Source organism: Variovorax sp. 54, from assembly GCF_002754375.1.
Lineage (GTDB): Bacteria > Pseudomonadota > Gammaproteobacteria > Burkholderiales > Burkholderiaceae_C > Variovorax.
Genome location: NZ_PEFF01000001.1, coordinates 6,367,770 through 6,388,763 on the forward strand (window position 1 = coordinate 6,367,770; position 20,994 = coordinate 6,388,763).

Annotated in this window: 19 protein-coding genes; 11 read left to right on the forward strand and 8 right to left on the reverse strand. The window is 66.6% G+C overall.

Features of this window, described 5'->3' with window-relative positions; genetic code table 11:
• The first annotated feature begins 6 nt into the window (after nucleotides 1-6).
• From CLU95_RS29200 to CLU95_RS29225, 6 genes are all read left to right on the forward strand, one after another.
• Nucleotides 7-792 carry a TrmH family RNA methyltransferase gene (locus tag CLU95_RS29200; protein WP_099796814.1) on the forward strand — a complete coding sequence of 262 codons (786 nt, stop codon included), beginning with the start codon at nucleotides 7-9 and terminating at the stop codon, nucleotides 790-792.
• A gap of 142 nt (nucleotides 793-934) precedes the next feature.
• Nucleotides 935-2,119, forward strand: a complete 1,185-nt coding sequence (gene carA, locus CLU95_RS29205) for a glutamine-hydrolyzing carbamoyl-phosphate synthase small subunit (protein ID WP_099796815.1) — start codon at nucleotides 935-937, stop codon at nucleotides 2,117-2,119.
• On the forward strand, nucleotides 2,112-5,360 hold the full coding sequence (gene carB, locus CLU95_RS29210; RefSeq protein ID WP_099796816.1) for a carbamoyl-phosphate synthase large subunit: 3,249 nt from the start codon (nucleotides 2,112-2,114) through the stop codon (nucleotides 5,358-5,360). The genes carA and carB overlap by 8 nt, the downstream gene beginning before the upstream one ends.
• Before the next feature lie 15 nt (nucleotides 5,361-5,375).
• A complete protein-coding gene (locus CLU95_RS29215; protein ID WP_099797525.1) occupies nucleotides 5,376-6,245 on the forward strand; it encodes a Kdo hydroxylase family protein in 870 nt (289 codons plus the stop codon).
• Nucleotides 6,246-6,310: 65 nt separating this feature from the next.
• Entirely contained in the window at nucleotides 6,311-6,787 is a 477-nt protein-coding gene (gene greA, locus CLU95_RS29220; protein WP_099796817.1) for a transcription elongation factor GreA, read from the forward strand.
• A 5-nt stretch (nucleotides 6,788-6,792) separates the two neighbouring features.
• On the forward strand, nucleotides 6,793-7,215 hold the full coding sequence (locus tag CLU95_RS29225) for a DUF4149 domain-containing protein (RefSeq protein WP_099796818.1): 423 nt from the start codon (nucleotides 6,793-6,795) through the stop codon (nucleotides 7,213-7,215).
• Between the two features lie 49 nt (nucleotides 7,216-7,264).
• Here the strand turns inward: CLU95_RS29225 and CLU95_RS29230 are convergent, their stop codons facing one another.
• A complete protein-coding gene (locus CLU95_RS29230) occupies nucleotides 7,265-8,023 on the reverse strand; it encodes a glycosyltransferase (RefSeq protein WP_099796819.1) in 759 nt (252 codons plus the stop codon).
• Between the two features lie 2 nt (nucleotides 8,024-8,025).
• Entirely contained in the window at nucleotides 8,026-8,505 is a 480-nt protein-coding gene (locus CLU95_RS29235) for a YhbY family RNA-binding protein (RefSeq protein WP_099796820.1), read from the reverse strand.
• Nucleotides 8,506-8,538: 33 nt separating this feature from the next.
• Here CLU95_RS29235 and CLU95_RS29240 point away from each other — a divergent pair, with 33 nt between their 5' ends.
• The 5 genes from CLU95_RS29240 (at nucleotide 8,539) to CLU95_RS29260 (ending at nucleotide 14,070) form a co-directional block, all read left to right on the forward strand.
• Entirely contained in the window at nucleotides 8,539-9,207 is a 669-nt protein-coding gene (locus CLU95_RS29240; RefSeq protein WP_099796821.1) for an RlmE family RNA methyltransferase, read from the forward strand.
• A gap of 166 nt (nucleotides 9,208-9,373) precedes the next feature.
• Complete coding sequence (gene ftsH, locus CLU95_RS29245; protein ID WP_099796822.1) at nucleotides 9,374-11,290, forward strand: ATP-dependent zinc metalloprotease FtsH; 1,917 nt, start codon at nucleotides 9,374-9,376, stop codon at nucleotides 11,288-11,290.
• Between the two features lie 60 nt (nucleotides 11,291-11,350).
• Complete coding sequence (folP, locus tag CLU95_RS29250; protein WP_099796823.1) at nucleotides 11,351-12,235, forward strand: dihydropteroate synthase; 885 nt, start codon at nucleotides 11,351-11,353, stop codon at nucleotides 12,233-12,235.
• Between the two features lie 6 nt (nucleotides 12,236-12,241).
• Nucleotides 12,242-13,579 carry a phosphoglucosamine mutase gene (gene glmM / locus CLU95_RS29255; RefSeq protein WP_099796824.1) on the forward strand — a complete coding sequence of 446 codons (1,338 nt, stop codon included), beginning with the start codon at nucleotides 12,242-12,244 and terminating at the stop codon, nucleotides 13,577-13,579.
• A complete protein-coding gene (locus CLU95_RS29260; protein ID WP_099796825.1) occupies nucleotides 13,576-14,070 on the forward strand; it encodes a GNAT family N-acetyltransferase in 495 nt (164 codons plus the stop codon). The genes glmM and CLU95_RS29260 overlap by 4 nt, the downstream gene beginning before the upstream one ends.
• A gap of 87 nt (nucleotides 14,071-14,157) precedes the next feature.
• On the opposite strand, the gene CLU95_RS29265 is transcribed toward CLU95_RS29260, so the two are convergent.
• The 6 genes from CLU95_RS29265 to CLU95_RS29290 all read right to left on the reverse strand — a co-directional run bounded on the left by CLU95_RS29265 (nucleotide 14,158) and on the right by CLU95_RS29290 (nucleotide 20,991).
• A complete protein-coding gene (locus tag CLU95_RS29265) occupies nucleotides 14,158-15,435 on the reverse strand; it encodes an acyl-CoA dehydrogenase family protein (RefSeq protein WP_099796826.1) in 1,278 nt (425 codons plus the stop codon).
• A 34-nt stretch (nucleotides 15,436-15,469) separates the two neighbouring features.
• Nucleotides 15,470-16,576 carry a phosphotransferase gene (locus tag CLU95_RS29270; protein ID WP_099796827.1) on the reverse strand — a complete coding sequence of 369 codons (1,107 nt, stop codon included), beginning with the start codon at nucleotides 16,574-16,576 and terminating at the stop codon, nucleotides 15,470-15,472.
• A gap of 10 nt (nucleotides 16,577-16,586) precedes the next feature.
• Nucleotides 16,587-17,306, reverse strand: a complete 720-nt coding sequence (locus CLU95_RS29275; protein WP_056581250.1) for a Crp/Fnr family transcriptional regulator — start codon at nucleotides 17,304-17,306, stop codon at nucleotides 16,587-16,589.
• A gap of 60 nt (nucleotides 17,307-17,366) precedes the next feature.
• Nucleotides 17,367-18,146 carry an oxepin-CoA hydrolase, alternative type gene (locus CLU95_RS29280; protein WP_099796828.1) on the reverse strand — a complete coding sequence of 260 codons (780 nt, stop codon included), beginning with the start codon at nucleotides 18,144-18,146 and terminating at the stop codon, nucleotides 17,367-17,369.
• Nucleotides 18,147-18,179: 33 nt separating this feature from the next.
• Complete coding sequence (locus CLU95_RS29285; RefSeq protein ID WP_099796829.1) at nucleotides 18,180-19,700, reverse strand: 3-hydroxyacyl-CoA dehydrogenase; 1,521 nt, start codon at nucleotides 19,698-19,700, stop codon at nucleotides 18,180-18,182.
• 133 nt (nucleotides 19,701-19,833) lie between these two features.
• A complete protein-coding gene (locus tag CLU95_RS29290; protein ID WP_099796830.1) occupies nucleotides 19,834-20,991 on the reverse strand; it encodes an MFS transporter in 1,158 nt (385 codons plus the stop codon).
• Between the last annotated feature and the right edge of the window lie 3 nt (nucleotides 20,992-20,994).

Here is a 20,994-nt window from a genome sequence, read left to right on the forward strand (position 1 = left end):
CCCGCCATGACCACCGACACCGGCCCGAGCCACATCAGCTCGCGTGACAACCCTTTGCTCAAGGACCTGCGAAAGCTCGCGCAGGACCCGGGCGCCTATCGCAAGCTGGGCCGCCTCTGGCTGGAGGGCGATCACCTGTGCCGCGCGGCGCTGGCCCGTGGCGTGAAGCCGGCGGTGGCGGTGTTCTCGGAGGCATTCTGGCCTTCGGCGCCCACCGAATGGGCGCAAAGCGCTATCAAAACGGTAGTGGTTGCCGACGATCTGTTGCGTGCGGTCAGCGGCCTGGAGTCGCCGGCACCGATGGGTTTCGTGCTCGATTTGCCGGCGCGGCCCGAAATCCTGCCCGACGCGCCGACCGTGGTGCTCGACCGCCTGCAGGACGCCGGCAACGCCGGTTCCATCCTGCGCAGCGCGGCGGCTTTCGGCTTCACCCAGGTGATCGCGCTCAAGGGCACGGCCGCGCTGTGGGCGCCGAAGGTGCTGCGTGCCGGCATGGGAGCGCACTTTGGCCTGAGGCTGGTCGAAGGCGTGGACATCGATGCCCTCGACGTACTCCGGGTGCCGCTGGTGGCCACCAGTTCGCACCGCGGTGAATGGCTGCACAAGGCCGAATTGCCGCATCCCTGCGCCTGGCTGATGGGCCACGAAGGGCAGGGCGTCTCGGCCGCGCTGGAGGCTCGGGCCAGCCACCACATCCGCATCGCGCAGCCGGGTGGCGAGGAGTCGCTCAACGTGGCGGCGGCCGCCGCCATCTGCCTGCACGCAAGCGGCGCGGCCCGACAGGCCAAATAACACACCCAGTCCGAGCTACAATCGGGGGCTTACTCGCAAATCAGCGTCGCCCGGCCGCCTTCAACGCCAAAATCCCCTTAAGCAGCAGTCCGCAGGCAACGCGCCTGGGGCTCCGGGCGACCGTAACCATCCGGAGAACCCAGTGCTTTTGTCTCTCAAGGGAAGTTTCCCGCCCGCCATCCTGGCGCTCGCAGACGGCACGGTCTTTCTCGGCAACTCGATCGGAGCCGCCGGCTCCACGACCGGTGAAGTGGTGTTCAACACCGCGATGACCGGTTACCAGGAAATCCTCACCGACCCCAGCTACTGCCAGCAGATCGTCACCCTGACGTATCCGCACATCGGCAACTACGGCGTCAACGGCGAGGACATCGAAGCCGACAAGATCCATGCCGCGGGCCTGATCATCAAGGACCTGCCCCTCGTCGCGTCCAACTTCCGCAAGACCGCCACGCTGACCGAGTACCTCGTGTCCGGCAATACGGTGGCCATCGCGAACATCGATACCCGCAAGCTCACGCGCCATCTGCGCACCCACGGCGCGCAGAACGGCTGCATCCTGGGCCTGGCCGCGGGCGAGACCGTGACGCAGGCGCTGGTCGACAAGGCCATCGCCGCCGCCAAGGCCGCGCCGAGCATGGCCGGCCTCGACCTCGCCAAGGTGGTGTCGGTCAAGCAGACCTACGAATGGACCGAAACCGAGTGGAAGCTCGGTGCGGGCTACGGCGTGCAGATCACGCCCAAGTTCCACGTCGTCGCTTTCGACTACGGCGTCAAGAAGAACATCCTGCGCATGATCGCGCAGCGCGGTGCGCGCATCACCGTGGTGCCGGCGCAGACGCCCGCAGCCGACGTGCTCAAGCTCAAACCCGATGGCATCTTCCTGGCCAACGGCCCCGGCGACCCGGAGCCTTGCGACTACGCCATCAGCGCCGTCAAGGAACTGATCGAAACGGGCATTCCCACGTTCGGCATCTGCCTGGGTCACCAGATCATGGCGCTCGCCTCGGGCGCCAAGACCTTCAAGATGAAATTCGGCCACCACGGCGCGAACCATCCGGTGAAGGACCTCGACAACGGCCGCGTGAGCATCACCAGCCAGAACCACGGCTTCGCGGTCGACGCGAAGTCGCTGCCGGCCCACCTGCGCCCCACCCACATCAGCCTGTTCGACAACACGCTGCAGGGCCTTGCGCGCACCGACAAGCCCGCGTTCTGCTTCCAGGGCCACCCGGAAGCCTCGCCGGGCCCGCATGACATCGGCTATTTGTTCGATCGCTTCACGGCACTCATGGAAAAGCACAAGACGGAGAACAAGAATGCCTAAGCGCACCGACCTCAAATCGATCCTCATCATCGGCGCCGGCCCGATCATCATCGGCCAGGCCTGCGAGTTCGACTATTCCGGCGTGCAAGCCTGCAAGGCGCTGCGCGAAGAGGGCTACAAGGTCATCCTGATCAACAGCAACCCCGCCACGATCATGACCGACCCGGCCACGGCCGACGTCACCTACATCGAGCCCATCACCTGGCAGACGGTTGAAAAAATCATCGCGAAGGAGCGTCCCGACGCGATCCTGCCGACGATGGGCGGCCAGACCGCGCTGAACTGCGCGCTCGACCTGTGGCGCAACGGCGTGCTCGACAAGTACACGGGCGCGGCCACCAACAAGCCGGTCGAACTCATCGGCGCGACACCCGAAGCCATCGACAAGGCCGAAGACCGCCTGAAGTTCAAGGACGCGATGACCAAGATCGGTCTCGGTTCGGCGCGCTCGGGCATTGCCCACACGATGGACGAAGCCTGGGCCGTGCAGAAGACGCTCGGCTTCCCGACCGTGATCCGCCCCAGCTTCACGCTCGGCGGCACCGGCGGCGGCATCGCCTACAACCCGGACGAATTCGAGACCATCTGCAAGCGCGGCATCGAAGCCTCGCCCACCAACGAGCTGCTGATCGAAGAATCGCTGCTCGGCTGGAAAGAGTACGAGATGGAAGTCGTGCGCGACAAGGCCGACAACTGCATCATCGTCTGCTCGATCGAAAACCTCGACCCGATGGGCGTGCACACCGGCGACTCGATCACCGTGGCACCCGCGCAGACGCTCTCCGACAAGGAATACCAGATCCTGCGCAACGCCTCGCTGGCCGTGCTGCGCGAGATCGGCGTCGACACTGGCGGCTCGAACGTGCAGTTCTCGATCAACCCGAAGGACGGCCGCATGGTCGTCATCGAGATGAACCCGCGCGTGTCGCGTTCGTCGGCACTGGCCTCCAAGGCCACGGGTTTCCCGATCGCCAAGGTCGCGGCCAAGCTGGCCGTGGGCTACACGCTCGACGAGCTGCGCAACGAAATCACCGGTGGAGCCACGCCCGCGTCGTTCGAACCGTCGATCGACTACGTGGTCACCAAGATCCCGCGTTTTGCGTTCGAGAAATTCCCGCAGGCCGACTCGCGTCTCACGACGCAGATGAAGTCGGTGGGCGAGGTGATGGCCATGGGCCGCACCTTCCAGGAGTCGTTCCAGAAGGCCCTGCGCGGCCTCGAAGTGGGCGTCGACGGCCTGAACGAGAAGACACAAGACCGCGAAGTGCTCGAGAAGGAACTGGGCGAGCCCGGTCCCGAGCGCATCTGGTACGTGGGCGATGCCTTCGCCATGGGCCTGAGCGTCGATGAAGTGTTCGCATTGACCAAGATCGACCCGTGGTTCCTGGTGCAGATCGAGGAGATCGTGAAGATCGAGCTCGAACTGGAAACCAAGTCGCTGGACGACATCGACAAGGACACGCTGCTCGCGCTCAAGAAGAAGGGCTTCTCCGACCGGCGCCTGGCCAAGCAGCTCAAGACCACCGACACGGCCGTGCGCGAGAAGCGCCGCGCCCTGGGCGTGCGCCCGGTCTACAAGCGCGTGGACACCTGCGCAGCCGAGTTCGCGACCAACACCGCCTACATGTACTCGACCTACGAGGACGAGTGCGAAGCCGACCCGACGGACAAGAAGAAGATCATGGTGCTCGGCGGCGGTCCCAACCGCATCGGCCAGGGCATCGAGTTCGACTACTGCTGCGTGCACGCCGCGCTCGCCATGCGGGAAGACGGCTACGAGACCATCATGGTCAACTGCAACCCCGAGACCGTGTCGACCGACTACGACACCTCGGACCGCCTGTACTTCGAGCCGCTCACGCTCGAAGACGTGCTCGAGATCGTCGACAAGGAAAAGCCGCTCGGCGTGATCGTGCAGTACGGCGGCCAGACGCCTTTGAAGCTCGCGCTCGATCTCGAAGCCAACGGCGTGCCGATCATCGGCACCTCGCCCGACATGATCGACGCGGCCGAAGACCGTGAGCGCTTCCAGAAGCTGCTGCACGAGCTGGGCCTGCGCCAGCCGCCGAACGCCACCGCGCGCACCGAACCCGAAGCCCTCGAAAAGGCTGCGGCACTGGGCTATCCGCTGGTGGTGCGCCCGAGCTACGTGCTCGGCGGCCGCGCGATGGAAATCGTGCACGAGCAACGCGACCTCGAGCGCTACATGCGTGAAGCGGTCAAGGTGAGCAACGACTCGCCGGTGCTGCTCGACCGCTTCCTGAACGACGCTGTCGAATGCGACGTCGACTGCATCCGCGACGCCGAAGGCGGCACGCTGATCGGCGGCGTGATGGAACACATCGAACAGGCCGGCGTGCACTCGGGTGACTCCGCCTGCTCGCTGCCGCCTTACAGCCTGAACGCCGACACCATCGCCGAACTGAAGCGCCAGAGCGCCGCCATGGCGAAGGCGCTGAACGTGGTCGGCCTGATGAACGTGCAGTTCGCGATCCAGCAGAAGGATGGCAAGGACGTCATCTACGTGCTCGAAGTGAACCCGCGTGCGTCGCGCACCGTGCCTTACGTGAGCAAGGCCACGGGCATCCAGCTCGCCAAGGTGGCGGCACGCTGCATGGCCGGCCAGTCGCTCGCGTCGCAAGGCGTGACCAAGGAAGTGACGCCGCCGTACTTCAGCGTGAAGGAAGCCGTGTTCCCGTTCGTCAAGTTCCCGGGCGTGGACACCATCCTCGGCCCCGAGATGAAGTCGACCGGCGAAGTCATGGGCGTGGGCAAGACCTTCGGCGAAGCCTTCGTGAAGTCGCAGCTGGGCGCGGGCACGCACCTGCCGAAGTCGGGCAAGGCCTTCATCTCGGTGAAGAACAACGACAAGGCACGCGCCGTCGAAGTGGCGCGCGGCCTGGCCAAGCTGGGCTTCGAGCTGGTCGCCACCAAGGGCACCGCCGCGGCCATCAACGCCGCCGGCATTGCCTGCGTGACGGTCAACAAGGTGACTGAAGGCCGTCCGCACATCGTGGACATGATCAAGAACAACGAGATTGCCTTGGTCATCAACACGGTGGAAGAGCGCCGCAACGCGATCACCGACTCGCGCCAGATCCGCACCTCGGCACTGCTGGCGCGCGTGACCACCTTCACCACGATCTTCGGCGCCGAAGCCGCGGTCGAAGGCATGGGCTTCATGGACGAGCTGGGCGTCATCTCGGTGCAGGAGATGCACGCGCAGCTGGCCGCTGCCTGATTGGGCACCGCCATCATGGAAACGCAGCTGGTCGAACTGGGCCTGACGGACTGGAACGCGGCCACGCCCAACGAGGCGTGGATCGCGCAGCTGGAAGCCGGCAAGGTGCTGTACTTCCCGCGGCTGGGCTTCGAGCTGCAGCCTGAAGAGCGCAGCCTGCTGACGCCCAGCCTGCTGTCGCCCGACGTGCGCAACATCAGCCTCGACGCCCACGGCAAGCTCAAGGGCGCCGTGGGTGACGAGGCGGTGCAGCGTGCCACGGCGGCGATGGTGAAGCGCTTCCGTACGCAAGCGCAGCAGCTCATCCACGGGCTGCTGCCGCACTACACGCCGGCCCTGCGCCTGGCGCCGACCAGCTACCGGCCGGCCCAGGTGGAGACGCGCGTGCAGTCGTGGCGCGCCGACGACCGGCGCCTGCACGTCGATGCATTTCCGTCGCGGCCCAACTACGGCGAGCGCATCCTGCGCGTGTTCACCAACGTCAATCCCGACGGCGCACCGCGTGTGTGGCGCGTGGGCGAGCCTTTCGAAGACATCGCCAAGCGCTTCCTGCCGCGGGCCAAGCCCTATGCGCGCTGGCAGGCCAAGCTGCTGCAGGCGCTGCACGTCACCAAGTCGTTCCGCAGCGAGTACGACCACCTGATGCTGCAGCTGCACGACGGCATGAAGTCGGACATGGCGTACCAGGAAAATTCACCGCAGGAAGCCGCCAAGTTCCCGCCGGGTTCGGTGTGGGTGTGCTTCTCGGACCAGACCTCGCACGCCGTGATGGCGGGCCAGTACATGCTCGAGCAGACCCTTCATCTGGCCGCATCGAAGCAATACAATCCAGATTCGAGCCCGCTCGCCATCCTGAGCCGGCTGACCGGACGCAATCTCGTCTGATCTGTCCCCCAATCGACCGCCGAACGGCATCGTTCGGCGGTTTCGCTTTATGGAGAACCAACAACATGGCCACCATTCCCATCACCAAGCGCGGCGCTGAAAAACTGCGCGCCGAACTGCACCAGCTCAAGACGGTCGACCGTCCCTGGGTCATCAACGCCATTTCCGAGGCGCGCGCGCAGGGCGACCTGAGCGAAAACGCCGAGTACGAAGTCGCCAAGGACCGCCAGGGCTTCATCGAAGGCCGCATCCAGGAAGTCGAAGGCAAGCTCTCCGCCGCCCAGATCATCGACCCGAGCGAGCTCGACGCCGGCGGCAAGGTGGTGTTCGGCTCGACCGTCGAACTCGAAGAAGAAGAGTCGGGCGAAGCCGTCAGGTACCAGATCGTGGGCGAAGACGAAGCCGATCTGAAGCTCGGCCTGATCAACATTTCCAGCCCGATCGCGCGCGCGCTCATCGGCAAGGAAGAGGGCGACACGGCCGAAGTGCAGGCGCCGGGCGGCCTCAAGCGCTACGAGATCGTGGCGGTCAGCTACCTCTGAACCGGATGAAAGACCGCGTCGCGCTGATGCTGGCCGCCCTCTGGTGGGGCAGCCTCACCACGATCGGCTTCCTGGTCGTGCCGATGCTGTTCGCGAAGCTCGGCAATCCGGCGGTGGCAGGCAATTTCGCCGCTCAGTTGTTCGAAGCGCAGAGCTGGATCGCCATCGGCTGCGGGCTGATCCTGCTGATCCATTTCCGCCAGAAGGCGGACGACGGCATGACCCAACCGGTGTTGACGGCCATCTTCCTGGTGCTGGCGGCGTTGCTGCTGGCGCTTCTGCAGCAGTACGCCGTGGCGCCGCGCATCGTGGCGCGCGACAACCTCAAGCTGTGGCATGCCGTGGGCACGGGTATGTATTTCGTTCAATGGGTGTGCGCCGGCACGCTGCTGTGGCGCATGGGCGGCGCCGCTCGGGCGCCACGCTGAACTGGAGGGGCGGCAGCGACAGAGGATGTCGCCGCCGCCTCCGGCTCTATTACTCTTTCCAGTGCCTGGCGACCCAGCTCGCCGGCCGGATGTAGCGGAAGGCGCGGTTGCGCCGTCCCGCCAGCGCATCGGGCGGGTTGCACTCACCGTGAAACACCATCACGCGGGCGCCTTCGGGCACGAAGGGCTCTTCCCAGTAGTTGGTCGGCCAGGTCGGGATGCCGTGGTACTTGAAACTCGGGCACCAGGCCGCGGGCCAGTAGGCCAGCTTGCCCTGCTTGTGGAGCACGTCCGACAGGTAGGCCTGCTCGTTGCGGTATTCGGCCTGCACCTTGTCCATGTTGGCGCGGAAGTACGCCAGCACGTCGGCGTGGGCACCCAGCTCGAAGCGGTAGACCGATGAATTGCCCGTGATCCGCTCGCGCCGCCAGGGGCGGGCGTAGTCGTGAATGATCAGGAACTCGCCGGGCTGCTCGAAGAAGGCGTCCAGGCTGCCGACGATCACCACGTCGACATCCAGGAAGAGGGCGGTGCCGCGCAGGCCGTGCAGGTCCTGCTCAAAGGTGGTGAGCTTCTTCCAGGCGCCGTCGCGCTGGCCCGGGGCCAGCTGGAGGTTGAGCGGCGGAATGGGCAGGCACGTCACTTCGGGGCGGATGCCGTTGCCGTCGTCGGTCAAGCAGACGAACTTGAAGTCGCCGCTGAGGTGGCGGCGCACCATGGCGTAGAGCCGGTTGACGTACTCGGGGCCGTACTTGGTGCCCCACTTCATGCAGAGGATATGGCGCTGGGCGCCTTGCGCTGCCACCAAGCTCAGTCCGCCTGGTTGCGTTTCTTGGCCGACAGCGGACGCTTGGCCTTGGCGCGCTTGATGGTGCCGCCAGGGGTGAGGCGCTGGTTGCCGAGCACGCGCAGGGTCTTGATTTCAGGGCGCTGGCCGCCGCGCTTGCTGTACTTGACGATTTTCACGTCGCGCGGGCCGGGCATGCGGTCTTCGTCGACCACACGCTCCTTTTCGGGCTTCGGACGCCACAGCACGAGCAGCTTGCCGATGTGCTGGATCGGGGCGGCGTCGAGCTCGTCGGCGAGCTCCTGGAGCATGGCGTCACGGGCGAGGCGGTCGTCGGAGAAGACGCGAACCTTGATCAGGCCATGGGCCTTCAGGGCCGCGTCGGCCTCCTTTTTCACGGCAGGGGTGAGCCCGTCTCCACCGACCATGACGATCGGATCCAGGTGGTGAGCTTCGGCGCGGTGCACCTTGCGCTCGGCAGGGGTAAGTTGAATGGCGGGCATCCCCGTATTATCGACGCGTACACGAACACCCTCATGAGCACCAAAGCCAAAAGCAAAAAAGTCAACAAGGCGTGGCTTCACGACCACATCAACGACCCCTACGTGAAGCTCGCGACCAGAGAGGGCTACCGCGCCCGCGCGGCTTACAAGCTCAAGGAAATCGACGAGTCGCTCGGGCTGGTCAAGCCCGGCCACCTCGTGGTCGACCTGGGTTCGACCCCCGGCGCCTGGAGCCAGTACCTGCGGCGGCGCATGTCGCCGGGCGGTGCGGCGGCCGGCGACCTCAACGGCACCATCATTTCGCTCGACCTGCTGCCGATGGAGCCCATCGAAGGCGTGACCTTCCTGCAGGGCGACTTTCGCGAAGATGCACTGCTGGAGCAGCTCCTGGCGGTGCTGGCCGGCCGCAAGGCCGATCTGGTGGTGTCCGACATGGCGCCCAACCTGTCGGGCATCCATTCGGCCGACGCGGCCCGCGTGGCGCACCTGATCGAACTGGCCATCGACTTCGCCCAGAACCACATGAAGCCCGAAGGGGCGCTCGTGGCCAAGGTATTTCATGGCAGCGGGTATGACGACCTGGTCAAGATGTTCAAGGCCAATTTCCGCGTCGTGAAGCCGCTCAAGCCCAAGGCGTCACGCGATAAATCGGCAGAGACCTTCCTCATCGGCAGGGGATTGAAGGCGCTCGATACGCATTGATACCTTGCCGCAGAGTGCCCTCCAGGGGCGCAAACCCTTGTCAGCCTATGGCTGCTATAGGGAAATGTCCGCTTTTCGCAGCTTGAAAAGCCTAAAATGGGGCGCAATTGCGTACCCTCAGCGCGTATTTCATATTCCCGTCACGCGCTTTCGACTGGAGCTTCGTTTGAACAATCAGTGGTTTTCCAAAGTTGCCGTATGGCTCGTCATTGCCATGGTGTTGTTCACTGTGTTCAAGCAGTTCGACACCCGCGGTGGCGTCGGCTCGGGAACGGTGAGCTATTCCGAGTTTTTGGACCAGGTCCGCAACAACCAGATCAAGAGCGCCATCATTCCTGAAGGCGCCGGCGGCGGCGAAATCGTCGCTGTCACCAATGACGATCGCAAGATCCGCACGACCGCCACGGTCCTCGACCGCGGCCTCGTGGGCGACCTGATCGACCACAGCGTCAAGTTCGACGTCAAGCCGCGCGAAGAAGGCTCGCTCCTCATGACCCTTTTGGTCAGCTGGGGCCCGATGCTGCTGCTGATCGGCGTCTGGATCTACTTCATGCGCCAGATGCAGGGCGGCGGCAAGGGCGGGGCGTTCAGCTTCGGCAAGAGCAAGGCCCGCATGATGGACGAGAACAACAACACGGTCACCTTCGCCGACGTCGCAGGCTGCGACGAGGCGAAAGAAGAAGTCCGTGAAGTCGTCGACTTCCTGAAAGACCCGCAGCGCTTCCAGAAGCTCGGCGGCCGCATTCCGCGCGGCCTGCTGCTGGTCGGCCCTCCGGGCACCGGCAAGACGCTGCTGGCCAAGTCGATCGCCGGCGAAGCCAAGGTGCCGTTCTTCTCGATCTCGGGTTCCGACTTCGTTGAAATGTTCGTCGGCGTGGGCGCGGCCCGTGTGCGCGACATGTTCGAAAACGCCAAGAAGAACGCTCCCTGCATCATCTTCATCGACGAAATCGATGCGGTGGGTCGTCAGCGCGGCGCCGGTCTGGGCGGCGGCAACGACGAGCGCGAGCAAACCCTCAACCAGATGCTGGTCGAGATGGACGGCTTCGAAACCAACCTCGGCGTGATCGTCGTGGCTGCCACCAACCGTCCCGACATCCTCGACGCCGCACTGCTGCGCCCGGGCCGTTTCGACCGTCAGGTGTATGTCACGCTGCCCGACATCCGCGGCCGTGAGCAGATCCTCGGCGTGCACATGCGCAAGGTCCCGCTGGGCCAGGACGTGAACCCGAGCGTCATCGCCCGCGGCACGCCCGGCATGTCGGGTGCCGACCTGGCCAACCTGTGCAACGAAGCCGCCCTGATGGCCGCCCGCCGCAATGCGCGTGTGGTCGAGATGCAGGACTTCGAGAAGGCCAAGGACAAGATCTTCATGGGCCCCGAGCGCAAGAGCATGGTCATGCCCGAGGAAGAGCGCCGCAACACGGCCTACCACGAGTCTGGCCACGCTCTCATCGGCAAGCTGCTGCCCAAGTGCGACCCGGTCCACAAGGTCACGATCATTCCGCGTGGCCGCGCCCTGGGCGTGACCATGAGCCTGCCGGCGCAAGACCGCTACAGCTACGACCGCGAGTACATGCTGAACCAGATCAGCATGCTGTTCGGTGGCCGCATCGCTGAAGAAGTGTTCATGCACCAGATGACCACCGGCGCCAGCAACGACTTCGAACGCGCGACCTCCATCGCCCGCGACATGGTCACGCGCTACGGCATGACCGATGCGCTGGGCCCGATGGTCTACGCCGAGAACGAAGGCGAAGTGTTCCTGGGTCGTTCGGTCACCAAGACCACGAACATGAGCGAGCAGACCATGGAAAAGGTCGACGGCGAAGTGCGCCGCATCATCGACGAGCAGTACGCCCTGGCGCGCGGCCTTATCGAAGCGAACAGCGACAAGATGCACGCGATGGCGAAGGCGCTGCTCGAGTGGGAAACCATCGACAGCGAACAGCTCGACGACATCATGGCCGGCCGCGCACCGCGTCCGCCCAAGGACTGGACGCCGCGCATTCCGCCTTCGGGCAGCGGCGGCAGTGGTGGCACGCCGGCCGTCACGACGGACCCGGCGCCCACTGCGGCCTGAGGTGGGCTTGCAATCAAGCAACAACGGGGCCTCTGGCCCCGTTTTCCATGGGAGCGCCGCATGAACAAGACGGCAACTGCTGTCTGGCAGACCTCGCGCTTCACGATCGACCTCGCGCAGCCGCGCGTGATGGGCATCGTCAACGTCACGCCCGATTCCTTTTCCGACGGTGGCGCGCATGCGTCCACAAGCACTGCGCTGGCGCATTGCGAGCAGTTGCTGAAGGAGGGCGCCGACATCCTCGACATCGGCGGTGAATCGACCCGCCCCGGCAGCCCCGCCGTGCCGCTCGACGCCGAACTGGCGCGCGTACTGCCCGTGGTGCGCGAGGCCGTGAAGCTGAACGTGCCGTTGTCCATCGACACCTACAAGCCCGAGGTGATGCGGGCCGTGCTCGACCTGGGCGCGGACATCGTCAACGACATCTGGGCGCTGCGCCAGCCGGGCGCGCGCGAGGTGGTGGCGGCGCATCCGACCTGCGGCATCTGCCTGATGCACATGCACCGCGATCCGCAGACCATGCAGGCGTTGCCGATGCAGGGCGACGTGATTCCCGAGGTGCTGGCTTTCTGGGACGAACAGCTGGCGCCGCTGAAGGCCCTGGGCATCGACCCCGCGCGCATCACGCTCGATCCGGGTGTCGGCTTCGGCAAGAGCGTGGCGCAGAACTTCGCACTCCTCGGTCGGCAGCGGGAATTGTTGGCGGCTGGTTACCCCTTGTTGCTAGGTTGGTCCCGCAAGTCCTCCATCGGGGCGGTCACGGGCATCGACAATGCGTCCGGGCGTACCGTGCCCAGCGTGGCAGCCGCCGTGCTGGCCGTGGACCGGGGTGCAGCGGTCGTGCGGGTGCACGACGTGCGCGACACCGTCGCCGCCCTCGCCGTATGGCGTGCCATGCGCGCAGAAGCACCGCAGCAGCAACGAACTTCACAACAAGAGCAATAACAGCAAATGACCCGTAAATACTTCGGCACCGACGGCATCCGCGGCACGGTCGGCCAATCGCCCATCACCCCCGACTTCGTGCTGCGCCTCGCACACGCCGTCGGCCGCGTGCTCAAGAAAACCCAGGCCCGCCCCACGGTGCTGATCGGCAAGGACACCCGCATCTCGGGCTACATGCTCGAGTCGGCGCTCGAGTCGGGCTTCAATTCCGCTGGCGTCGACGTGGTGCTGCTCGGCCCGCTGCCCACGCCGGGCGTGGCGTACCTCACGCGCGCCCAGCGCGCCAGCCTGGGCGTGGTGATCAGCGCCAGCCACAACGCCTTTCCCGACAACGGCATCAAGTTCTTCAGCGCGCAGGGCACCAAGCTCGACGACGCCTGGGAGCTGGCCGTCGAGGCCGCGCTCGAAGAAGAGCCGGTCTGGGTCGACTCGGCCAATCTGGGCAAGGCCCGCCGCCTCAACGACGCGGACGGCCGCTACATCGAGTTCTGCAAGAGCACCTTCGCCAACGACCTGTCGCTGCGCGGCATGAAGCTGGTGGTCGATGCGGCCCACGGCGCGGCCTACCAGGTGGCGCCGAACGTGTTCCACGAACTAGGGGCGGACGTCACGAGCATCGGCTGTGCGCCTGACGGGCTCAACATCAACAAGGGCTTCGGCGCCACGCATCCCGAGGCGCTGGTCGCCACGGTGATTGCGCAGAAGGCCGACTACGGCATTGCGCTGGACGGCGATGCCGACCGGCTGCAGCTGGTCGATGCCAGCGGCCGCCTGTTCAACGGCGACGAGTTGCTCTACCTGATGGTGGCCGAGCGCATTGCGCGCGGCGAAAAGCCGGTAGGCGTGGTCGGCACGTTGATGACCAACAAGGCCGTCGAGATGGCTCTGCGCGCACAGGACATCGAGTTCGTGCGCGCCAAGGTCGGCGACCGTTACGTGCTCGAAGAGCTCGACAAGCGCGGCTGGCTGCTCGGCGGCGAGGGCTCCGGCCATCTGCTGGCGCTCGACCGCCACACCACGGGCGACGGCATCGTGAGCGCGCTGCAGGTGCTGCAGGCCTGCGTGCGCAGCGGCAAGACGGTGGCACAGCTGCTTGAAGGCGTCACGCTGTTCCCGCAGACGCTCATCAACGTGCGCCTCGCGCCCGGGCAGGACTGGAAGAGCAACACAGCGCTCGCCAGTGAAACCAAGCGCATCGAAGCCGAGCTGGGCGACGCAGGCCGCGTGCTCATCCGCGCGAGCGGCACCGAGCCCCTGGTGCGCGTGATGGTCGAGGCGCGCGACGCCAAGCAGTCGCAGTCTTGCGCCGAGCGCCTCGCGGCCACGCTCAAGCCCGCCGCATGACGACGGCGGGCCGCATCGAAACGCGCATGGCCGACTACCGCGATCCGCTGCAGGCTGCGGCCGTGGTCGAGCTGCTCGACAGCTACGCACGCGATCCTGCCGGCGGTGGAACGCCGCTGCCGGCGTCGGTGCGCGAAGGCCTGCCTGCCGCACTCGCGGCGCGTCCGCAGGCGTTCAGCGTGCTGGCCTTCGACGGCGACACGCCCGTGGGTCTGATCAACTGCATCGAAGGTTTTTCGACCTTCGCCTGCCAGCCGCTGGTGAATGTGCACGACGTGGTCGTGCGCGCCAGCCACCGCGGCCAGCGCGTGGCGCAGCAGATGTTTGCGCTGGTGGAGCAAGAGGCTCATCGGCGCGGCGCCTGCAAGCTCACGCTCGAGGTGCTGTCGGGCAATGCGCCCGCGCTGCGCAGCTACGAGCGCGAGGGCTTCGTCAGCTACCAGCTCGACCCGGAATTCGGCCACGCCGTCTTCCTGCAGAAGAAGCTCTGACAAAGAAAAAGGGCCGAGGCGAATTCATCGCCGTCGGCCCTCACCCCAACCCTCTCCCCGAGGGGAGAGGGGGGAAGACAGTACCAATCAGAAGCGCGTGACAGGCGCGTCGGCGGTAGCGCCCGACTTGTCGGCGGCGTACTTGCCCAGCTCCCACTTGGCGATCGCGTTGCGGTGCACTTCGTCCGGACCGTCGGCAAAGCGCAGCGTGCGGGCCTGCGCATAGGCCGAGGCCAGCGGGAAGTCGTCGCACATGCCACCGCCGCCGTGGACCTGCATGGCCCAGTCGATGACCTGGCAGGCCATGGTGGGTGCCACCACCTTGATCATGGCGATCTCGGTGCGCGCGACCTTGTTGCCGGCCACGTCCATCAGCCACGCGGCCTTCAGCGTGAGCAGGCGGGCCATGTCGATCTTGCAGCGCGCTTCGGCGATGCGTTCCTGCGTGACGGTCTGCGAGGCGACGGTCTTGCCGAAGGCCACGCGCGACGAGGCGCGCTTGCACATCAGCTCGAGCGCGCGCTCGGCCAGGCCGATCAAGCGCATGCAGTGGTGGATGCGTCCGGGGCCAAGGCGACCTTGGGCGATCTCGAAGCCGCGGCCTTCGCCCAGCAGGATGTTGCCGACGGGCACGCGCACGTTTTCGAAGTGCATCTCGACGTGGCCGTGCGGCGCGTCGTCGTAGCCCATCACGTTGAGCGGGCGCACGATGCGGATGCCCTTGGTGTCGGCCGGCACGATGACCATGCTCTGCTGCGAGTGCTTGGGCGCTTCGGGATCGGTCTTGCCCATGGTGACGAACACGGCGCAGCGCGGGTCGGCGGCACCGGAGATCCACCACTTGTGGCCGTTGATGACGTACTCGTCGCCCTGGCGCTCGATGCGCGTGGCGATGTTGGTGGCATCGCTGGAGGCGACGTCGGGTTCGGTCATGGCGAAGGCCGAGCGGATCTCGCCTTCGAGCAGCGGCTTGAGCCAGCGCGCCTTGATCTCTTCCGAGCCGTAGCGGGCAATGGTTTCCATGTTGCCGGTGTCCGGCGCGGAGCAGTTGAAGGCTTCCGACGCCCATGGCACCCGGCCCATGATCTCGGCCAGCGGGGCGTATTCCTGGTTGGTCAGGCCCGCGCCCTCATAGCCCGAAGCCGAGGCGCTGTCGACCGGCAGGAACAGGTTCCACAGGCCTTGAGCCTTGGCCTTGGCCTTGAGCTTCTCGACGGTCTGCAGGGCGCTCCAGCGCTTGCCGGCGACCGTGTTGGCGGCCAGTTCGGCGCTGTACTCGGCTTCGGCCGGGTAGATGTGGTCTTCCATGAACGCGAGAACGCGCTTCTGAAGCTCCTTGGTTTTGGCCGAATATTCGAAATCCATGCTGTCTCCTGGTGGGGTTAAGGGGGAGGGCTGGCTATGCCTTTTGGGCAAATTGCCAGGCCATCTCGGCCATCGGCCGTGCGCCACGGGCGGACGCCACGGCTTGCTCGCTCGATGCGGTACCGGCTTCGACCCGTTTCGCAATGCCCTGCAGGATGGCAGCCATGCGGAACAGGTTGTAGGCCTGGTAGAAATTCCAGTCGGGCGCCAGCGCCTCGGGCGTGCTGATGCGCGTGCGCTCGCAGTAGCGGCGGATGTACTCGCTCTCGGTGGGAATGCCCAGCGCCGCCACGTCCACGCCGCCGATGCCGCGGCCGGTGGTGGGAGGCATGTGCCACGACATGCAGTGGTAGCTGAAGTCGGCCAGCGGATGGCCCAGCGTGGAGAGTTCCCAGTCGAGCACCGCGATGATCCGCGGCTCGGTGGCGTGGAACATCACGTTGTCCAGGCGGTAGTCGCCATGCACGATCGAGACCTTGGTCTCGTCGCGTGCGCTTGCCGGCATGTGGGCCGGGAGCCAGTCGATCAGGCGCTCCATGGCCTCGATGGGCTGCGACAGTTCGCCGGCGCCATCGGCCGAGGCCTTGTACTGCTTGCTCCAACGGCCGATCTGGCGGTCGAAGTAGTTGCCGGGCTTGCCGTAGTCGCCCAGGCCGCGCGCAGCGAAGTCGACCGTGTGCAGCGCCGCAATGACGCGGTTCATCTCGTCGTAGTAGGCGGCGCGCTCGGCGTTGCTGAAGCCGGGCAGCGACTGGTCCCACAGCACGCGACCCTGCATGAACTCCATGATGTAGAAGGCGCGGCCGATGATGGCCTCGTCTTCGCACAGGCAGTACATGCGGGGCACGGGCACATCGGTGCCCTGCAGGCCGCTCATGACCTTGAACTCGCGCTCGACCGCATGGGCCGAGGGCAGCAGCTTGGCGACCGGGCCGGGCTTGGCGCGCATCACGTAGCTCTGCGTGGGCGTGACGAGCTTGTAGGTCGGGTTGGACTGTCCGCCCTTGAACATCTCGACCGTCAACGGACCCTGGAAGCCCTCGAGGTTCTTTTCGAGCCAGGCCGCGAGCGCGTCCACGTCGAAGGTGTGCTGTTGGGACACCGCACGGGTGCCGATGAAACTGGAGAAGTCCTGGCTCATGTCGATTCTTTTAGTTGTCTGCTACGGAGATTTGCATCAGCGCCGAGCGGTCCAGCACGACCAGTCCGGCCGGCTCGATCCGGATGGTGCCCTCGCGCTCCATCGTCTTGAGTTCCTGGTTGACGCGCTGGCGCGAGGCGCCGAGCAGCTGCGCGAGTTCTTCCTGCGCCAGTTGCAGGCCGATGCGCGTCTGGCTGCCGTCGTCCAGGCTGGGCACGCCGTAGCTGCGCACCAGGTGAATGAGCTGCTTGGCCAGGCGTGCGCGCAAGGGCAGGGTGTTGAGGTCTTCCACCAGTCCGAACAGTGTGCGGATGCGGCGTGCCTGCAGCCGCATCAGCGCTTCGTACAGCTCGACGTGCGTGGCCAGAATTTTCTGGAAGTCGGCCCGCGCCACGCACAGCACGGTGGTGTCGCCGTGCGAGTACGTGTCGTGCGTGCGACGTTCCCCGTCGAACATCGCCACGTCGCCGAACCAGATGCCCGGCTCGACGTAGGTCAGCGTCACCTGCTTGCCCGACACCGCGGTCGAGCTCACGCGCAACGCCCCCTTGGCACAGGCGATCCAGTGCTCGGGCGGGTCGCCGCGCGCGGCGAGCAGGTCGCCGTCCTTGTAGCGTTTGACAAAGGCGCATCGGAGGATGTCGTGCCGTAGTGATGGAGATAGGGAAGAAAACCAGCGACCACTGTTGATCGCTTCACGTTCTTCGATGGTAAGAATGGGGTCGTCCATGGTCTGTCCTCTCGGCGACTGAAAAGCTGGGGGGTGTCACGGGAGCGACGCCGTCAGGCGTTACTCGTAGCGTGGCGGTGTCTTGTCGAGGAACGCGGCGATGCCGATGCCCGCGTTCGTGTGGTGCAGGTTGCGCACGAAATGATCGCGCTCCTGCGAAAGCTGCGAGGCCAGCGTGGCGCCGCGCGCTTCGCTCAGCAGCTCCTTGATGCTGGCCAGCGAATTGGGCGCGCGCGCGTTCAGGCGGGTGGCCAGGGCAATGGCCCCGGCCAGCGCCTGCCCGCTGTCGGTGAGTTCGTTGACGAGGCCGAAGGCATGCAGGCGCGCGGCCGCGATGCGCTCGCCGTTCATCAGCCATTCGCTCGCCAGCTGGCGCGGCAGCGCCTGCCCGAGGTGCCAGCTGAGGCCACCGTCGGGCGAAAGCGCCACGTTGCTGTACGAGGCCGCGAACACGGCGTCGCGCGCGGCCACGACGAAGTCGCAGGCCAGCGCGAGCGAGAAGCCGGCGCCGGCCGCCGCACCCTCGACGGCCGCGATGACCGGCTTGGGGAAGGTGCGGATCGAGTCGATCCAGTTGTGCAGGCCCTCGATGCTCTCGGCCTGCACCGAGCGGTCGAGCTGGCGGTTGGCCAGCAGCCGCTGCAGCGAGCCGCCGGCGCAGAACCAGGCGCCTTCGCCCACGATGACGACGCTGCGGATCTCGTCACTGCTCTCGGCGCCGTTCAGCGCCTCGATGCCGGCGGCATAGATCTCGGGGCCCAGCGCATTGCGCTGGGTCGGGTTGACGATGGTCAGCACCATGGTGCTGCCTTCGCTGGTGCTCTTGAGTTCGGCGGTCATGGCGTGTGTGCCTGTTCGTTTTTGTCTGTCTGTTTATTCTTCTTCGTGCAGCAGGCTCAGGCCCAGCGCGCCGCGGCGGCGCAGCCACGGGCTCGGGCGATAGCGCGGGTCGCCGTACACCGTCTGCAGGTTGAACAGCACCTCGAGCATGTTGGTCGGCCCGTAGAGGTTGCCCATGGCGAGCGGGCCGCGCGGATAGCCCAGGCCCAGCTGCACGGCGGTCTCGAGGTCGGCCGGCGTGCACACGCGCTGTTGGCACATGTCGGCGGCGATGTTGACGATGGCACCGATCACGCGCTGCGTGACGAAGCCGCCGCTGTCGCGGATCACGCTCACGGCCTTGCCGTCGCGCGCGAAGAGGGCGTGCGCGGCGTCACGCACGTCGCGGCGGGTGGCCGGGTTGGTGGCGAGCACGCGGCGCTTGGTGGCGGCGTCGTCGATCAGCATGTCGATGCCGATGGTGCGCGTGGCGTCCAGCCGCTCGACGGCTGCGACCGTCGTCACGTCGAAGCCCAGCGGTGCGACCAGGATGATCGACTGCGGTGCGGGGGCGCTGCCGGTGTCGATCTGCGCACCCAGCGTGTTCACCAGGCGCAACAGCTCGGCGCGGCGCGCAGCGCGCGGCGACACCCAGACCGCGGGCGTGCCCTCGACCACGGGCGCCGGTGCCTCGGTCGTCTGCTGCATCACGCCGTTGTCGTAGCGGTAGAAGCCTTCGCCGGTCTTGCGGCCCAGCGCGCCGGCGGCCAGGCGCTGCGCGGTGATCACGCTCGGGCGGAAGCGCGGTTCTTCGAAGTACTGATGATAGATCGACTCCATCACCGGGTGCGACACGTCGAGCGCCGTCAGGTCGAGCAGCTCGAACGGGCCGAGGCGAAAGCCCGCCTGGTCCTTCAGGATGCGGTCGATGGTCACGAAGTCGGTCACGCCTTCGCCGACGATGCGCAGCGCCTCCGTGCCGTAGCCGCGGCCCGCGTGGTTGACGATGAAGCCGGGCGTGTCCTGCGCCTGCACGGCGCTGTGGCCCATTTGCGCGGCATAGCCGGCCAGCTGCTGGCAGACCTCGGGCGAGGTCTTGAAGCCCGCCACCACCTCGACCACCTTCATCAGCGGCACGGGGTTGAAGAAGTGAAAGCCCGCAAAGCGCGCAGGGTGCTGCAGGCCGGCCGCGATGGCGGTGACCGACAGCGACGAGGTGTTGGTGACCAGCGTGGCGGTGGGCGCGACCACGTCTTCGAGCTCGCGGAACAGCGTGCGCTTGACCTCGAGGTTCTCGACCACGGCCTCGACCACGAGGTCGCAGCCCGCGAGCGCCTGCATGCCGTCGACCGCCTTCACGCGCGCCACATAGGCGTCGCGCGTGGGGGCGTCGATCTTGCCTTTTTCGTGCAGCTTGTTCCATTGGGCGGCGAGCGCCTCGCGGCCGCGCTCGGCGGCGCCTGCGAAGCTGTCGAGCAGCAGCACTTCGCTGCCGGCCTGGGCGGCGATCTGCGCGATGCCGCGCCCCATGGCGCCGGCGCCGATCACGCCGATTCGGGGGTAGTTCACTGTCATGGGATCAAGGTTCTCATGGGTTGGTGGGTGTCCGGGACGGCCGCGCCGGCGCGGGTGCGCGACGCGGACGAAAGCTCCGATTTTGCAATCTCGCGGGAGGCCCGCGCCCCGGGTGTTACGCGGGGCATCGGAATCAGGCCGGGCGGTGGCTGCGGTCGATGGCGATGCTCAGGCCCATGGCCAGCAGCATCAGCGTGAAACCGACCCGGCTCATCCACTCGGTGGCGTCGTTCGCCAGCAGCCAGCCGCCGAGCGCCGCGCCCAACGCCTGGCCGATGTAGATGCCCGAGCTGTTGAGCGCCACCGAGCCCGGCGCCAGGGCGGGTGCCAGCCCCACCAGCCGCGCCTGCTGGGAAGAGTTGGTGGCAAAGCAGCCCAAGCCCCAGGGCACGAGCACCACGGCGAGCCAGGCCAGCGTGCTGGCCAGCGGCCACAGCAGCAGGCTCAGCGCGATCAGCCCGGTCGTCAGCAGCACCATGCGCCCGGCGCCGACGCGGTCGATGTAGCGGCTCACCACCATGTTGCCCAGCAGGCCGAAGGCGCCGAACAGCGCCCACATCAGGCTCAGCGTGTTGGCGTCGGCGCCGAAGCCCTGCTTGAGCAGCGGGCCGAAATAGCTGAACAGCACGAACTGGCCCACGCCCTGCAGCGCCGTGACCGACACGATGCCCATCAGCACCGGGCTGCGCAGCACGCGCGACCAGGCCGCGGCCGTGAGCGCGGCGGGCCGGATGCCGTTGGGCAGTGTGAGCCACACCGAGGCGGCGCTCACGACGCTGAGCGCTGCGATGGCCATGAAGGCCATGCGCCAGCCCAGGTGACCGCCGATCAGCGCGCCGATCGGCAGGCCCAGCACCGAGGCCACCGACCAGCCAAGAAAGACGAAGGTCACGGCGCGCCCGCGCTGCTCGGGCGGCACCAGCATGCCGGCGCAGGCGGCGGCCTGGGGCGTGAAGATGGCCGGCGCGATCACCGTGAGCATGCGCACCGGCAGCAGCGCGCCGAAGCTGGGCATGAGCGCCGCAACCACGTGCCACGCGGCGTACCAGAGCAGGGTGAGGGCCAGCAGCTTGCGGCGGTCCCAACCGGCGACCGCGGCGGCCAGCAGCGGGGCGCCCAGGCACATCACGAAGGCGGCTGCAGTGATCAGCTGGCCCGCCGTGGCGACCTTGATCGCCAGCGAGACGCTGATTTCATTGAGGGTGCCGGGCACGACCATCACGCCCGTGCCGATCACGAAATTGCCGGCCAGCAGCGCCCAGAGCGCGCCCCGTGGCGCGGGCCGGCTCATGAA

Bases quoted from the DNA above. Each gene is read 5' to 3' on its own strand.
- CLU95_RS29200 (WP_099796814.1), top strand. From the start codon at position 7: ATGACCACCGACACCGGCCCGAGCCACATCAGCTCGCGTGACAACCCT.
- carB (WP_099796816.1), top strand. From the start codon at position 2,112: ATGCCTAAGCGCACCGACCTCAAATCGATCCTCATCATCGGCGCCGGC.
- CLU95_RS29215 (WP_099797525.1), top strand. From the start codon at position 5,376: ATGGAAACGCAGCTGGTCGAACTGGGCCTGACGGACTGGAACGCGGCC.
- greA (WP_099796817.1), top strand. From the start codon at position 6,311: ATGGCCACCATTCCCATCACCAAGCGCGGCGCTGAAAAACTGCGCGCC.
- CLU95_RS29225 (WP_099796818.1), top strand. From the start codon at position 6,793: ATGAAAGACCGCGTCGCGCTGATGCTGGCCGCCCTCTGGTGGGGCAGC.
- CLU95_RS29235 (WP_099796820.1), bottom strand. From the start codon at position 8,505: ATGCCCGCCATTCAACTTACCCCTGCCGAGCGCAAGGTGCACCGCGCC.
- CLU95_RS29240 (WP_099796821.1), top strand. From the start codon at position 8,539: ATGAGCACCAAAGCCAAAAGCAAAAAAGTCAACAAGGCGTGGCTTCAC.
- folP (WP_099796823.1), top strand. From the start codon at position 11,351: ATGAACAAGACGGCAACTGCTGTCTGGCAGACCTCGCGCTTCACGATC.
- glmM (WP_099796824.1), top strand. From the start codon at position 12,242: ATGACCCGTAAATACTTCGGCACCGACGGCATCCGCGGCACGGTCGGC.
- CLU95_RS29260 (WP_099796825.1), top strand. From the start codon at position 13,576: ATGACGACGGCGGGCCGCATCGAAACGCGCATGGCCGACTACCGCGAT.
- CLU95_RS29265 (WP_099796826.1), bottom strand. From the start codon at position 15,435: ATGGATTTCGAATATTCGGCCAAAACCAAGGAGCTTCAGAAGCGCGTT.
- CLU95_RS29270 (WP_099796827.1), bottom strand. From the start codon at position 16,576: ATGAGCCAGGACTTCTCCAGTTTCATCGGCACCCGTGCGGTGTCCCAA.
- CLU95_RS29275 (WP_056581250.1), bottom strand. From the start codon at position 17,306: ATGGACGACCCCATTCTTACCATCGAAGAACGTGAAGCGATCAACAGT.
- CLU95_RS29280 (WP_099796828.1), bottom strand. From the start codon at position 18,146: ATGACCGCCGAACTCAAGAGCACCAGCGAAGGCAGCACCATGGTGCTG.
- CLU95_RS29285 (WP_099796829.1), bottom strand. From the start codon at position 19,700: ATGACAGTGAACTACCCCCGAATCGGCGTGATCGGCGCCGGCGCCATG.
- CLU95_RS29290 (WP_099796830.1), bottom strand. From the start codon at position 20,991: ATGAGCCGGCCCGCGCCACGGGGCGCGCTCTGGGCGCTGCTGGCCGGC.